Annotated in this window: 11 protein-coding genes; 5 read left to right on the top strand and 6 right to left on the bottom strand. The window is 51.1% G+C overall.

Going from position 1 to position 14,608, the window contains the following annotated elements:
• The 3 genes from acnA to B2R29_RS04230 form a co-directional block, all read left to right on the top strand.
• Positions 1–2,473, top strand: a 2,473-nt coding sequence (gene acnA / locus B2R29_RS04240) for an aconitate hydratase AcnA (RefSeq protein WP_301179925.1), incomplete at its 5' end; no start/stop codon positions are given.
• A gap of 378 nt (positions 2,474–2,851) precedes the next feature.
• Positions 2,852–3,898 (top strand): AraC family transcriptional regulator, encoded by a 1,047-nt coding sequence (locus tag B2R29_RS04235; RefSeq protein ID WP_068439563.1) that lies wholly within the window; start codon positions 2,852–2,854, stop codon positions 3,896–3,898.
• Between the two features lie 104 nt (positions 3,899–4,002).
• The gene (locus B2R29_RS04230) at positions 4,003–6,024 is read left to right on the top strand and encodes an alkyl/aryl-sulfatase (protein ID WP_068439548.1); all 2,022 of its coding nucleotides are present in this window, start codon (positions 4,003–4,005) and stop codon (positions 6,022–6,024) included.
• A 156-nt stretch (positions 6,025–6,180) separates the two neighbouring features.
• On the opposite strand, the gene B2R29_RS04225 is transcribed toward B2R29_RS04230, so the two are convergent.
• The 3 genes from B2R29_RS04225 to B2R29_RS04215 all read right to left on the bottom strand — a co-directional run bounded on the left by B2R29_RS04225 (position 6,181) and on the right by B2R29_RS04215 (position 8,576).
• Positions 6,181–7,314 (bottom strand): hemolysin family protein, encoded by a 1,134-nt coding sequence (locus B2R29_RS04225; protein WP_301179924.1) that lies wholly within the window; start codon positions 7,312–7,314, stop codon positions 6,181–6,183.
• A 167-nt stretch (positions 7,315–7,481) separates the two neighbouring features.
• Positions 7,482–7,907: a hypothetical protein gene (locus B2R29_RS04220; RefSeq protein WP_301179923.1), complete on the bottom strand. Its 426-nt coding sequence runs from the start codon at positions 7,905–7,907 to the stop codon at positions 7,482–7,484.
• 114 nt (positions 7,908–8,021) lie between these two features.
• A complete protein-coding gene (locus tag B2R29_RS04215; protein WP_301179922.1) occupies positions 8,022–8,576 on the bottom strand; it encodes a hypothetical protein in 555 nt (184 codons plus the stop codon).
• A 342-nt stretch (positions 8,577–8,918) separates the two neighbouring features.
• On the opposite strand from B2R29_RS04215, the gene B2R29_RS04210 reads away from it, so the two are divergent.
• Positions 8,919–10,766: a DUF294 nucleotidyltransferase-like domain-containing protein gene (locus B2R29_RS04210; protein ID WP_301179921.1), complete on the top strand. Its 1,848-nt coding sequence runs from the start codon at positions 8,919–8,921 to the stop codon at positions 10,764–10,766.
• The gene (locus tag B2R29_RS04205) at positions 10,759–11,514 is read left to right on the top strand and encodes an exonuclease domain-containing protein (protein ID WP_301179920.1); all 756 of its coding nucleotides are present in this window, start codon (positions 10,759–10,761) and stop codon (positions 11,512–11,514) included. Before B2R29_RS04210 ends, B2R29_RS04205 begins: the two co-directional genes overlap by 8 nt.
• A gap of 62 nt (positions 11,515–11,576) precedes the next feature.
• Here B2R29_RS04205 and B2R29_RS04200 read toward each other — a convergent pair whose 3' ends face one another.
• The 3 genes from B2R29_RS04200 to B2R29_RS04190 all read right to left on the bottom strand — a co-directional run bounded on the left by B2R29_RS04200 (position 11,577) and on the right by B2R29_RS04190 (position 14,466).
• Positions 11,577–13,151, bottom strand: coding sequence for a BCCT family transporter (locus B2R29_RS04200; protein ID WP_301179919.1), 1,575 nt, complete (start codon positions 13,149–13,151; stop codon positions 11,577–11,579).
• Between the two features lie 207 nt (positions 13,152–13,358).
• Positions 13,359–13,715 carry a VOC family protein gene (locus B2R29_RS04195; RefSeq protein ID WP_301179918.1) on the bottom strand — a complete coding sequence of 119 codons (357 nt, stop codon included), beginning with the start codon at positions 13,713–13,715 and terminating at the stop codon, positions 13,359–13,361.
• A 61-nt stretch (positions 13,716–13,776) separates the two neighbouring features.
• The gene (locus B2R29_RS04190) at positions 13,777–14,466 is read right to left on the bottom strand and encodes a helix-turn-helix transcriptional regulator (RefSeq protein ID WP_301179917.1); all 690 of its coding nucleotides are present in this window, start codon (positions 14,464–14,466) and stop codon (positions 13,777–13,779) included.
• Positions 14,467–14,608 lie beyond the last annotated feature (142 nt).

The following is a 14,608-nucleotide window of genomic DNA, read 5'->3' as shown; positions in this document are numbered from 1 at the left end:
GATGCAGGATTTCACCGGGGTGCCCGCGGTGGTTGATCTGGCCGCAATGCGCGATGCCGTCGCTCGCGCAGGTGCAGATCCGGAGAGCATCAACCCTCTTTCTCCGGTGGATCTGGTGATCGACCACTCGGTGATGGTGGATCGCTTCGCGGATGATCAGGCTTTTCACGATAACGTCGAAATTGAGATGCAGCGCAACGGCGAGCGCTATGCGTTTCTGCGCTGGGGGCAGACGGCCTTCGATAACTTCCGTGTCGTACCGCCGGGTACGGGTATCTGTCATCAGGTGAACCTCGAATATCTGGCCCAGAGTGTATGGGCTGCCAATGTCAATGGTGAAGACTGGGCCTACCCGGATACTCTTGTCGGGACCGACTCTCACACCACTATGATCAACGGTATCGGCGTACTGGGCTGGGGTGTCGGCGGTATCGAAGCCGAAGCTGCGATGCTTGGCCAACCGGTGTCGATGCTAATTCCGGAGGTCATTGGCTTCAAGATCACCGGCAAGCTACCAGAAGGCGTCACCGCGACGGACCTGGTACTTACCGTCACTCAGATGCTGCGCAAAAAAGGCGTGGTGGGTAAATTTGTTGAGTTTTACGGCGATGGCCTCGCCGACCTGCCTCTCGCTGACCGAGCTACCATCGCCAACATGGCGCCAGAGTATGGTGCGACCTGTGGTTTCTTCCCGGTCGACGACGAGACGCTCAATTACATGCGCCTCAGTGGTCGCCCGGATGACGTAATTAAACGTGTAGAAGCCTACTGCAAAGCCCAAGGCTTGTGGCGTTACGCTGGCGACGAACCAGAATTCACCGACAGCCTGCATCTCGACATGAGCACGGTGGAAGCCAGTCTGGCCGGGCCGAAACGCCCGCAGGACCGTGTCGTGCTGTCCGATGTACCGGATACCTTTGACGATCTGCTGGCACTTCAGGTCACCCCAGCGGATGAAGAACAGGCACGGCTGGAAAGCGAAGGCGGCAGCGGTACAGCCGTCGGTGGCCCTAATGCACAGGCTACGGTCACCTTTGATGGCGAAGAGCACACCATGAGTCACGGCGCCGTTGTGATTGCAGCTATTACCTCCTGCACCAACACCTCGAACCCAAGCGTGATGATGGCGGCGGGACTGGTCGCGAAGAAAGCTATTGAACTGGGCATGATGCGTAAACCCTGGGTGAAATCTTCGCTGGCGCCCGGCTCAAAGGTCGTGACCGACTATCTGGAAAAAGCCGGCTTAACCCCCTACCTCGACCAACTCGGATTCAATCTCGTTGGTTACGGCTGTACCACCTGTATCGGTAACTCTGGCCCACTGCCAGATGAAATCGCAAAAGCCATTACCGAGCATGACCTGACCGTCTCTGCAGTGCTGTCGGGCAACCGTAACTTTGAAGGCCGGGTCCACCCGCACGTCAAAGCCAACTGGCTGGCATCACCCCCGTTAGTTGTTGCTTATGCACTGGCAGGCAATACGCGTATTAATCTCAAAGAAGAACCGATTGGTTTGGATAAAGACAACAAGCCGGTGTATCTGAAAGATATCTGGCCAAGCAATGCCGAAATTGCCGAGGCCGTTGCCAAGGTCGATGATGGCATGTTCCGCACCCGTTACGCAGATGTATTCAGCGGCGATAAGCACTGGCAAGGTATTGATATCAGCGAAGGGAAAACCTACGCCTGGGACGATAACTCGAGCTATGTGCAAAACCCGCCGTTTTTTGATGACATCGACCAACCTCTCAAACCCTTAGAGAACGTCGAAAACGCGCGGGTTTTAGCGCTCTTTGGTGACTCCATCACCACCGACCATATTTCACCGGCGGGTAACATCAAAACCAGCTCACCGGCGGGTGAATATCTACAGAGTCTTGGGGTAAAACCTCAGGACTTTAACTCTTATGGCTCACGTCGTGGTAACCATGAAGTTATGATGCGCGGCACGTTTGCCAACATCCGCATCCGCAACCAGATGCTCGGCAGCGAAGAAGGTGGTGAAACCATCCATACACCAAGCGGTGAACGCATGGCTATTTACGATGCTGCGATGCGTTACCAGAAAGAAGGCACGCCACTGGTTGTACTCGCAGGTAAAGAATACGGCACAGGATCAAGCCGTGACTGGGCAGCAAAAGGTACAATTCTACTCGGCGTAAAAGCGGTCATCGCCGAAAGCTTCGAACGGATTCACCGTTCAAACCTGGTCGGTATGGGTGTTCTGCCATTGCAGTTTATCGACGGTCAGAACATTGCTGACCTTGGCTTAACCGGGCATGAAACTATCAATATCAAAGGTATTAATGATGAGTTAAAACCCAACCAACTTCTTGAAGTCAAAGCGACGGATGACGACGGTAAAACCACATCATTTAAGGTGCAGTGCCGAATCGACACCAGTAATGAAATCAGTTACTTCAAAGCCGGTGGCATTCTGCATTATGTACTGCGCGAGCTGATTGCAAAATAAGCGCAACGGGATAACGTTAAGGAAAGTGGCAAAGCGGGAGTACCCCGCTTTGCCATCGACCAACCTCATCCATTCAATCGGGTGACCAGCAACTGCTCTACCCGCACGCCCTCAAGATCCAGCACCTCGAATTTATAGCCCTCGTACAGGCAGAAATCCGTCTTGCGCGGTAAGCGCTTCAGCTTTGTATTGGAAATGCTTTTGATGTGGCTAGCAGTATAGCCTGTCCCTTTTGGGGAGTGACCACTGTAAATTAGATTGCGCACAATTAAAATGATTTATTTCCATGAAACAGCCCATTTCATACGCTTATCCCAACATACGTACGCTAGGGTTTACCGGTTCACCTCTTTACCTGACACAAGCTTGACCCATAAAATGAGCCAACTAACAATAACAACCAAAAACATGATCAATCGTCCAGTCCACACCACTCTTGCCGCATGGCCTCTGGCCATTATTCGCGCCCTTAAGGCTCAAGACATTGACCCCGCTCCGCTATTTGAACAAGTAGGTCTGTCCGTTGCTCAGTTTAAGGACAATCCAGATGGGCGGGTGGACGTTCGCCGTATGACCCAATTCTGGCAATTAGTGGAGCAGGCCACAGGTAACGCCGCCTTCGGTCTAGAGGTGGCCAAATACGTTCAGCCCATGCATTTTAGAGCGTTGGGACTGTTGATGCTGACCGCTGACAATCTTGAGCAAGCCATTCAAAAACTGGCGCAGTATCACGCCATGGTGAGTAATTCGGCCAATATCGAACTGCATTACACACCAGAGCACATTCAGTTTGCCATTCAACCCATTCCCAGTGTGGACATCAGCCCCTTAGCCATAGACAGCTTTCTAGCAACGCTTCACCAGCTTGCCTTGCAACTGACCAGCAACCCAAAGCTAATCAACAAAGTCACACTGCAACGATCAGGTGAACCCTACCCTGAACGCTGGCAAAACGGCTTTGGCTGTGCAGTTGAGTTTAAGCAAACGCACAACGCTTTATGGTTTGATCGCCAACAGGTGGCCAAGAGCGACCTCATGGGCGATAAAAAAATGGCAGCTTACAATGAATCCATTGTGCAGTCTTACGTTCAAGACTTAACCGATAAAACCGTGAGCCAACACGTTGTCCATTACATATTCAGCCAGCTTGAGAAGTCCGAACCCACGGTCACAGGGGCGGCTCAACATTTGAAGTTAACGGAAAGAAGTTTGCGACGTCGATTGGAAGAGGAAGGCAATCAATTTCGTGGTTTACTGCAAGATTGCAAAGTTCAACTGGCTAAACAATACCTAAAAGACACTCAGTTACCCATTACAGATATCGCGCTCCGCTTGGGGTTTGCCGATCATAGTAACTTTACGCGAGCCTTTTCCAAGCTAACGGGTCAAAGCCCATCGGCATTTCGCAAAAAACACCTGCTTTAGTCATTGACGGTTAAACATGACACACCTTTGTCCGCTTAAGACCAAGGCATTCCTGCATCTCAGGGTTACACTGATCTAAAAATAAGAATACATGAGGCTCTTTTATGTTTCGTATTGCCCTGCTCGCCCTATCCGCTGCCTTATTAGCGGCCTGCGACAACTCGGTTGAATTTGAATCTGACGCGAACACACTTGGGCACAGTGCGCCCACCCCCACCACGGTAAAAGCCAACCAAGCGGTATTGGCACAACGGCCATTCAGCAACACAGAGGATTTTGAGCTTGCTCGCAAAGGCCTCATCGCCAGTGAAGACCATCTTGAAATTGCTCATTTAACTGGCAAAAGCTTGGTCTGGAACATGGATGAATACGGCTTTGTCGATGCCAATGGTGAAAACGCACCCGGCTCAGTCAACCCCAGTTTATGGCGCCAGGCGGCGCTGAATAACATTCACGGTTTATTTAAAGTCACCGACGGCGTTTATCAAATTCGTGGATTCGATTTGGCCAACATGACCATCATTGAAAGTGAGTCAGGCTGGATTTTAGTGGACCCTCTCACCGCAAGAGAAACCGCCCATAAAGCCCTCACTTTTGCACAACAACATTTAGGCAAATACCCCATCAAGGCCATTTTGTTCACCCACAGTCACATTGATCACTTTGGCGGCATACAGGGCATACTGCAGAACCTAAGCGACGAAGAAAAACAGAGTCTAACCATCGTTGCTCCAGCAGGCTTCGAAGAAGAAGCCACCAGTGAAAATATCATTGCTGGTACGGCCATGAGTCGTCGTGCCATGTACATGTACGGTAAGCGACTCGCCAGAGAGGAGCGCGGGCATGTGGGCACAGGATTAGGCAAGGGCCCAGCGTTTGGCAGCTTCGGTTTTGAAGAAGCCACCGTTCACATTTCCGAGCCCATCACCGAACTGAGCATTGATGGTGTGCCCTTCGTTTTTCAAACCGTGTCGGGCTCAGAGGCCCCCGCTGAATTTACCTTCTACCTTCCAAAACAAAAAGCGTTCTGTGGCGCTGAAATGCTGAGCCGTAATATGCACAATCTCTACACATTACGAGGCGCGAAGGTTCGTGATGCGAATATCTGGAGCCGCTACATCGACGAAGCACGCGTGCGCTTTAACCAAGCCGACGTGTACTTTGGCAGTCACCACTGGCCACTGTGGGGGCAAGAAAAAATCAACCATTTCTTGGAACAACAACGCGACACTTATAAATTCATACACGACCAGAGTGTTCGCCTACTCAACAAGGGCTATACCCCAAACGAAATTGCGGAAAGCTTAACCCTACCTGAGGCGCTTAACACACAGTTTCATAACCAAGGCTATTACGGCACACTCAAGCACAACGCCAAAGCGGTGTACCAAGCCTATCTAGGCTGGTATAACGCCAACCCAGCTAAGCTAGACCCTTTACCCGAAAAAGAAGCTGCGATTCGTTATGTTGAAATGATGGGTGGCGTGGACGCAGTCGTCGCCAAAGCGCAGACGCAATTCGACGGCACCGCCAACCTATCCGCAACCGATGGCACCCAGACTTATCGCTGGTTGGCAGAACTGCTCAACCATGCCGTATTCGCCGATCCTGACCACGCAGAAGCCAAAGCCCTATTAGCTAAGGTGTACGACCAACTGGGGTATCAGGCCGAATCTGCACCATGGCGTGATTTCTATCTCACAGGCGCTTACGAACTGCGCCACGGCGGACCGGATGAAGGCATCAGCCCAGCGGTCATGAAAGAAGTCCTGTTAAAAACCCCCGTGCACCTCTTCTTCAATAGCATGGCGGTGAACCTCAACGCGGACAAAGCAGCCGATACCGAACTGGCTATTAAGGTCACCTTTAGCGATTTAGATCAGAGCTACCTTCTAACCCTTAAAAACAGCGTACTGCACCACAAGGCGGTGGCCAAAGATACCATTGCTGACGCCACCCTAACCCTTACGCAGCCTCTGTTTGTCGATATGATCGTCGGTCATGCTGGCATCAAGGACACCTTGTTTGGGGATGATCTCACCGTGGATGGCAGTGTATTGGATTTAGTAAAGTTCTTTAGCCTAATCGAAAAGCCGGAAGGCACATTTAATATTGTGACGCCTTAGCCAATGTCTTCATAAAACTAAAAAGCGCCCAATGGTTCGACCATAAGGCGCTTTGATCTTTGGTGATCTCTGCAATATTGACTAGGGTTATAACATGACCCCTAAGCACCCTCTGACAAGCCTACTCCTTCTATGGGTACTCATTAGCACTCACGTTTATGCCGAACAGCTCGTCATTGCAGCGATATCCAGAGCCCGCATCACGTCACCAACGGGCGTCATACCATCCATCAACCAGGATTGCTCATCGCGTTGGATGATCAACTGATCGTCCTCATGAGTGATCAGCTGCCCCATAAAACCACTGAGCATGTCTTTCACTGTGACCAGCCCCACGACAGTCGCGTACTCGTTCACGACAACAGCGAAGGGTTGAGTCGCCGTTTTGAAGGCATTCAGACCTTCGGCCAGAGTCAGTGTTTCAGGGAGATAGAGAACGTCCCTGGCAAAGCTCAGCGCCGATAAGCCAGACATTTCCCCCTTCAACACCTGCTGCAGGATCATCTTAGATTCAACCGAGCCGCTGATTTTCTCCAGTGAACCATCGCATACCAGGAAATCGTTATGCGGATGATCGACCACCTTCTGAGAAATCGATTCGACGGACTCGTCCAGGTCAAAGTAAACAACCTGATCACGCGGCGTCATAACGCTGCTTATCAGTGCAGTATCGAGATCAAAAACATTGCCGATTAACTCATACTCCTGCTGCTGCAGGCTTCCGTCTTCTGCACCGGCATCCATCATGGCAACGATGTCTTCAGTCGTGACCTGCTCCTCACGCTCAGTAGGCAGCTTCAGTAAGCGCAGCACGGCATTGGTCACACCGTTAAACAGCACAACCAGAGGCATCACCATATAAGTCACCCAGCGCATCGGGGTCACCAGACGCACGGCAGTGGCTTCCGGCAGATTCACGGCTATACGCTTGGGCAGCAGGTCTGCAAACAAGATAAAGAGTGCGGTGATACAGAAAAACGACAGAGCAAAGCTGATCTGATCCAGCGCAGGCCCCTGATACACGAGAGCAAGACCTTCTTTTACGTATGGCGTCAGCGCCTCTTCCCCAATGATGCCGCCAAGAATCGAGATAGCGTTTAACGCAATCTGAATCATGGCAAAGAAAGCGCCGGGGTCCTGCTGCAGATCCAGCACATCCTGAGCCTTATGACTTCCCTCGCCTGCCAGTACACGCAGCTTAATTTTGCGTGAGGCTGCGATACCAATTTCGGCCATCGCAAAGCACGCGCTGGCGCCGATTAACAGCGCAATCGCTAACATTTCATTCATGGAGTCATCACCCGTCAAAGAAAAAGTAAACACAGGTGAACCGGCAGAGCCGCCTTCTCGTGGCAAGCGTTGGGAGGACGGGGTTCAGCGCTTAATATATGCCAGTTCTGGCAGGAAGCAAGCGAATAAACGTGGCAACGTACAACGCTGCCACGTGGTTGTAAATGCTACTTCTGAGTAAACACAGCGCAGTCGAGCATAGCTTGCATATTGGCCTTAGCGACGTCTGCAAGGTAAGCACGCCCACCTGAGTTACTGTCGATGTTAGTACCCGTCAGCTGGCTGCTGAGCTGGTCGTAGACATCGTTAATGATATTGTTGCCACCACACGGAGACGTCATGATGTTTGAGTCTGACATGTCCGTGAACTGGATGGTGGCCTGAGCAAAACTCAATACTGGCTGATCACCTGCATTGGCTGGCACGCTGACACCCATCAACAGGATGACGTGATCATCCTTGTTGTCACTGATTTCGTAGTCGATCTTACAGGACATGACCATACCCAGCTCAGTCGAGAACGAAACTTCCGGATACCAGACGCGGAAGTTATATCCTTGATACTCAAACTCAATCACCTGACTAAACGGCATCGCGCCGCTTGTGCCCGACTTCAGGCCCCAGGCGCCGACGTTTGAGACACCTGAACCCGTGCCCGACAACGCATCTGTGTAGCCATTGTAATTGAAATCCAGCGCATAAATTATTTAAGGTTTAGCCGGAACGGTGCATACAATTTCCAGCGAGTTATCTTGACCGCAATCATAGAGGATGTGCGATGGGTTGTAGGCAACACTGGATGGAAGGTTCCCGCGAATTGCGCCCCAGATATCGATAACAAAGCTGTCTTGGTGAAGATCTGTATCAAAATCAAGAACCGCGTTATTCGGACGATTTGCTAATACCCACCAGTGCCCATGTACCGTAGGATCACCTTGCTTTATGACTTCAAGCTTTGACTTAAAATCAGAACGTTGCCCGAGTAATGAAATAATAATTCCGGCAGAACCATCACACCAAAGACCAGAGCCATCAGGTTCGCGCCGCTGACGAGCGCCGATATGCTCCCAGAACGCTTGTTGATTTACCGTTCTCTGCGCAGCGGCATTCTGAAGGGTCAACGCAGTAGATAACCGCCCGCCCCGCTGATATAAAGCAAGACCTGCCTGCGTGTTTGTGTCCAAGCCCTGCCCGTATACCCGCCGACCGACGAAATAATCACAAAGAGTTTTAGCAATAGCGATATCATCTAAACGCGCCATAGTGACCTCCATTGTCGCAGTAAGTGTTTAATATTTGACTAGCTATCTACGAACAATGCCTGATATTGATGAAAGATCAATCACCTTGCCTGGAAAGGTTTTACAGCTGCCTACGTAAAGAAGAGATCAGGTCGCAAATACAGCCACACCATTTCAGATGGCGTATTTCATTGAATTATTGGCCCAACCCGCCAGCAAAGCTATCTTCACTAACTGACAAATAAACAGACTGAGCTGGGGTGACCATTTACGCTTGATCAGACGTCTCGCGCTATGCCAGTCTAAGCCCTGAACACCCAGTACGTGTGTGCACTGCATCCTTTTTTACTAACGGAATAATCAATGAGTATTGAGCTGCCTGATATTGAACGAGCACTGGCCGAGCACGAACCCTTCTCATGGCTTCCTGCGGACGCCCTGTCTGACATGGCACGCTCAATCGAAGTGAGCTACAAGCAGGCCGGTGAAGATGTGCTGATTCTGGATGAGCCGATACACCACCTCCATTTTATACGTTCTGGTGAAGTTGAATTGTTCCGTCGGGATGGCAATCTTTATAACCGCCTGCCCGCAGGCCATGTGTTTGGTCAGATGGGGCTTCTTATGAAGGGCAAAGTGCGCTTCCCCGCGACGACCCGCGAAGACAGCCTCTTCTATCTCATCCCGAGCGAACTATTTATCGATTACTGCGAAAAGTACTCGGAGTTTGGCGACTTTTTTGAAGTAAACGAGCACTCAATTCTGGAGCAAGCGACTCAGGTCGGCACGGACGACATGACGACCGTGCCCGTAACTGAAGTTATTAAAGCAGAACCGCTACTCATCACCCCTGACACGACGGTGGCTGAGTGTGCTGTTCGCATCTCCGAAAACTATATTGCCGCCGCATTAGTGCAGGATGATCAGGGCAACCTGCTCGGCATTGTGACCGATAGTGATCTGCGCGCTCGGGTCATTGCCAAGTCATTACCGTATGACACCCCCGTGGGTGAAATAATGAGCACAGAGCCACTGGTGATGGACGACCATGCCTACCTCCACGAAGTCATGCTGATGATGCTTCGTAACAATACGCACCATGTGCCTATCGTTGATGATAATCGTGTGCTCGGTATTGTTTCTCTACTCGATGTGGTCGCTCACGAATCGCAAAACTCTCTGTTGTTAGTGCGCAGCATTCTGTCCTCTGAAAGCATCGATGCACTTGCTCAACTTTCAGAGCAACTGCCCGCGGTATACGAACGTTTGGTTAACGAACACGCAACGTCTCATATGATTGGTTCTGCCATGTCCGTCATCGGAGCCAGCTTTATGCAACAGATGGCCAAGCTGGCAGAAGATGAGTTAGGGCCTCCGCCGGTGCCCTATTGCTTAATCGCACTCGGCTCATTAGCACGAGACGAGCAGCTTTTAGTCACCGACCAGGACAACGCTCTGATCCTCTCCGACGACTATGACGAAAATCTCCACGGCGCTTATTTCGAGAAGTTCAGTAAGATAGTTTGCGAAGGCCTGGATCGCTGCGGCTACCCTCTCTGCGAGGGTTTGATAATGGCGTCCAACCCTAAATGGCGTATGCGTCGCTCCGAATGGCGCGACCAGTTCACCGACTGGATAGACAGGCCCGAGCCAGAAGCTCTGCTCAACGCGTGTATTTTCTTCGACCTGGTCGCCGTGCACGGTACAAAAATATGGGCTAAAGAACTGCAGAAATTTGTTTCAACAAAAGCCAGAAACAGCAAACCGTTTCTGGCGTCGCTCGCGCGCAATGCACTCAAGCGCACCCCACCACTGGGTGTATTTAAAAACTTCGTATTAGAAGAAGACGGGCGGCAAGGAAAGTCGTTGAACATTAAGCGCCGCGGTACCGCCCCATTAACCGATATTATTCGGGTTCATGCACTGGCCACCGGGTCAATGTCGCAGAATTCATTTGAGCGCCTTGAAGATATTTCGAAGACTAAACTGCTCCCGCAAGAAAAATACGACGAGCTCACGAACGCACTGGAGCTGCTATACAGCTTGCGCGCACACCAACAAATGTTGGCCATCCGCGACAAAAGAGAACCTAATAATAACATCGCTCCTGATACCCTTAGCTTTACCCGGCAGCGTTCTCTGAAAGAAGCCTTCAATGTCGTTGCTCAGGCCCAGCGTTTTCTGAAGTACCGGTACACCGCTAATGGCTGATTACAGAAAGGGGTCATTGAAACGACCGGGCTCACTGCCCGACAGCTGGAGTGAATTTCAGCAATCCATGTTGGGGGGCTCCGCCAGCCCAAGCACCGGAAAGCCGCTGCCCGAAGAGCTTAAACGCTTTTATCAGGCAGAGTTCAGCTACATAGAGCAAAGCCTGAACGAAGCACGCTGCCTGGCCATCGACATAGAAACAACAGGCTTAGATTCAGACAAAGATAAAATCGTCAGCGTCGGGCTTGTTGAGTTTGATGCTAAGCGCATCTATCTGCCGACAGCCAAACATTGGCTGGTAAACCCGGGAGAGCTGAGCGACACCTCAATTGTGATACACGGCATCACACACAGCGATGTTTCATCTGCACCCAGAATTAATTCCATTATGCCGGAGCTATTGGACGCTATGGCCGGACGGCTCTGCGTCGTGCACTACCGGGCGATGGAGCGTGAATTTTTCAGAAAGCTGGGATTTCACCTCTGGTCTCAGCCTTGGCTATTTCCGGTGATTGATACCTTCGCACTTGAAGCAAGCTGCTTATCGCATAGCCAACGCTGGTACAACCGGCTACTAGGAAAACCACTCCCCTCACTCCGGCTACCAGACACACGCCTTCGTTATAACTTACCGGAGTACGAAAATCACAATGCTCTGGTGGATGCGATTGCAACGGCCGAGCTACTGCAAGCTCAGATACAGAAATGGAAATTAGGGAATCGTGCCGTCAAAGAGCTGTGCCTGTAAAAGCTCTTGGCAAACGCCCATAAAAAAGCCCGGCAGATGCCGGGCTTCTTTATAGCGAGTGCTTAACCCTTAGGCTCTGTACGTAAGCCCATCACTAAGCTCACACACATCAGCAACAACACAAAGGTAAACGGCAAGCCGGTTGAAATAGCACCGGCCTGCAGAGCCTCAATGGCTTCTTTACCACCAATCCACAACAGGGCTGCAGCAATAGCACCCTCAACAGATGCCCAATAGATACGCTGAGGAACTGGCGCATCAACCTTACCACCCGCAGTGATGCTATCAATCACCAGCGAGCCAGAGTCGGATGATGTGATAAAGAACACCAGCACCAGAACGATCGCAATCACAGAAAGAACCATGCTCATCGGCAGTGCATCGAACATCTGGAACATCGCCAGAGGCACCGAGGTCAGACCGTTTTCACCCAGGAGACCAATTTTATTGGCCACCTGATCAATACCGATACCACCATAAACCGACATCCAGATCACCGTCACCAGCGTCGGTACAGCCAATACAGCAATCAAGAACTCGCGGATGGTGCGACCTTTAGAAACACGTGCGATAAACATACCGACAAATGGCGACCACGAGATCCACCATGCCCAATAGAACACAGTCCAGCCCTGCAGCCATGCTTCATCCGGACGACCATGCGGATTACTCAGTGGGATAATATTTGAAACGTACGCCATCAGAGTGGTAGGAATCGAGCCGAAGGCAACAGCCGCACCGACCATGGCAACAAATACCAGCAACACAAATGCAATCAGCATATTCACGTTACTGAGCAGTTTTACGCCGCCATCAAGGCCACGCACAACGGATACGATCGCCAGCAAGGTAACACCAACGATCACACCAATCTGCAGACCAACGCTCGGCTCAATACCAAAGACATGGTTAATACCGGCAGCTGCCTGGCTTGCACCTAGGCCGAGGGAAGTTGCCAGACCAAACAGCGTAGCCAGCACCGCCAGAATATCGATGATATGGCCCGGCCAGCCCCACGCGTGATCACCCAGAATCGGATAAAACGCTGAACGAATAGAGAGCGGAAGACCTTTGTTGTAACAGAAAAACGCCAGAGACAGTGCAACAACACCGTAGATTGCCCAAGGATGCAGACCCCAGTGATACATAGTGGCGCCCAGAGCCATGCTCGCGGCTTCAGGCGTATTCGCTTCGACACCCAGCGGTGTTTCGTACCAGCCGGTGAAATAGGCGACGGGTTCAGCAACCCCCCAGAACATCAAGCCAATACCCATACCCGCGGCGAACAACATAGCCAGCCATGAGATGGTTGAGTGCTCGGCCTTAGCATCTGCACCGCCAAGGCGGATTTTGCCCCACGGAGAAAGCGCAATCACAATGCAAAATACAACGAAAATGTTGGCCGACCATACGAAAAACTTATCGAAGCTTCCGATAATATCCCACTTCAGGCCATCCAGGACTTCTTTCGCTACCGAGGCATCAGTGACCAGGGTTGCAATCAGAAAAGCGAGGATAAGAGCACTGCTTATCCCAAACACAGGGTTATGGACATCGAACCCCCACTTCTGGACATTGTCCTGACCAATGGAGTAGTCAGTGTTGTCGATACTGTACTTGTCTTTGGGCTCAGACACGATATCTCCCGTCACGTTATAATTGATATTGAACCTGTACACTGTATAGGTTCAGGTGAGAATTTCAAATGCAGCCCGAATATGCAGCATTAAGACAAGAAAAACCTTCCAACGAGGCCACAACCCAAAAAGAACTCAATCCGGTATCGATCACGAACACACAAAAGACAACAAAATTACAAAAGTCACATCGTTCACCACATCATCTCATACCGAAAAAACAATCTTATTGTTTTCAGGGTCACGGATATACGCAGAGTACTTCGGGCCCCGAGGACCCGGCTCTCCCTCGCTTGTACCGCCTAACTTCAGCGCCAGATGGTATAGGCGCTTCACTTCAGATTCAGAGGCGACATTAAGTCCCATCATGGTGCCATTACCATGAGTGGCTGACTCGCCGTTGAATGGTTTTGCCACAGCAAAGGTAAAGTCATCGCACTGCCAGAAAGTCATCCGGTCGGTTGAAAAAACCTGCTTAAGCTCGGTGTCTTCAAACAAGGCGTCGTAGAATTGGATGGCACTGTTGAGATTATTAGTACCAAATACAAGGTAATCGAGTTTCATTGAGCTCACGTCCTGATGGATAAAAATCCGACGATACGCCTTCCCTACTGACAACCCTGTGTCAGTTGGTATTGATATTTTTTTGCTCTATATACGCAGCAAGAGAGACGGAGTCAGGCAGCGCACCTGTGGGCTCGGTCGATTCAAGGTGTTGAATAAGGTCGAGCCTCAACTGACGATAATCAGCACGCAATTCACACCAACAGCCCAGTGTCCACTTACCGCCCCAGTAAAACAGCCCCAGCGGGAACACCGTTCGTGTCGTCACATTGTCTGACAACGCCCTGTATTTCACTTTTAGCCAGCGCTTATCCCGAATCGCGGAATGAACCGCACTCCACCGCGGATAAACTTCGGTTCTGTGATAATACGCAGGCACGCGGACAACGCTTTCACTATCGCTTGTGTTCTCCACCCCACCCGGTAGTGCTGCTTCTATTTTCGCCAGCAGCGAATGAGCAGAGGCACCGACCTCTTTTCCGGTCAGCGCTGCCGTTAGACTCACGCCGGTGATCAATGCCTCCAACTCACCTTGCGTCAATTGCAGCGGTGGCAGTTCAAAGCCTTCCGACAGGCGATAACCGACGCCTGGCTCGCCATAAATGGGAATGCCCGCCACCGACAGGTCATCAACGTAACGATACACGGTGCGCTCAGATACCTTCAGCTTCTCAGCAAGGTGCTTTGCTGTGATTGGCTGATGCTTACGCAGAATATTGGTGAGCTGAAATAGTCGGTCGGACTTGCGCATCTAGAACCCTGTATTAAATTGAAATCATGGGCATCACTACATCACTACATGGATACCATCACTACATGGACACCCACTCTTACATCACTACATGGACACCCACTCTCACACGATCACACTACATGGACACCCACTCTAGTGC

Origin of the sequence: Thalassolituus sp. UBA3500 (genome assembly GCF_002377545.1) — a bacterium.
In the GTDB taxonomy this organism is placed as follows: Bacteria; Pseudomonadota; Gammaproteobacteria; order Pseudomonadales; family Oceanobacteraceae; genus Thalassolituus.
This window is presented reverse-complemented; position numbering and strand designations above follow the sequence as displayed.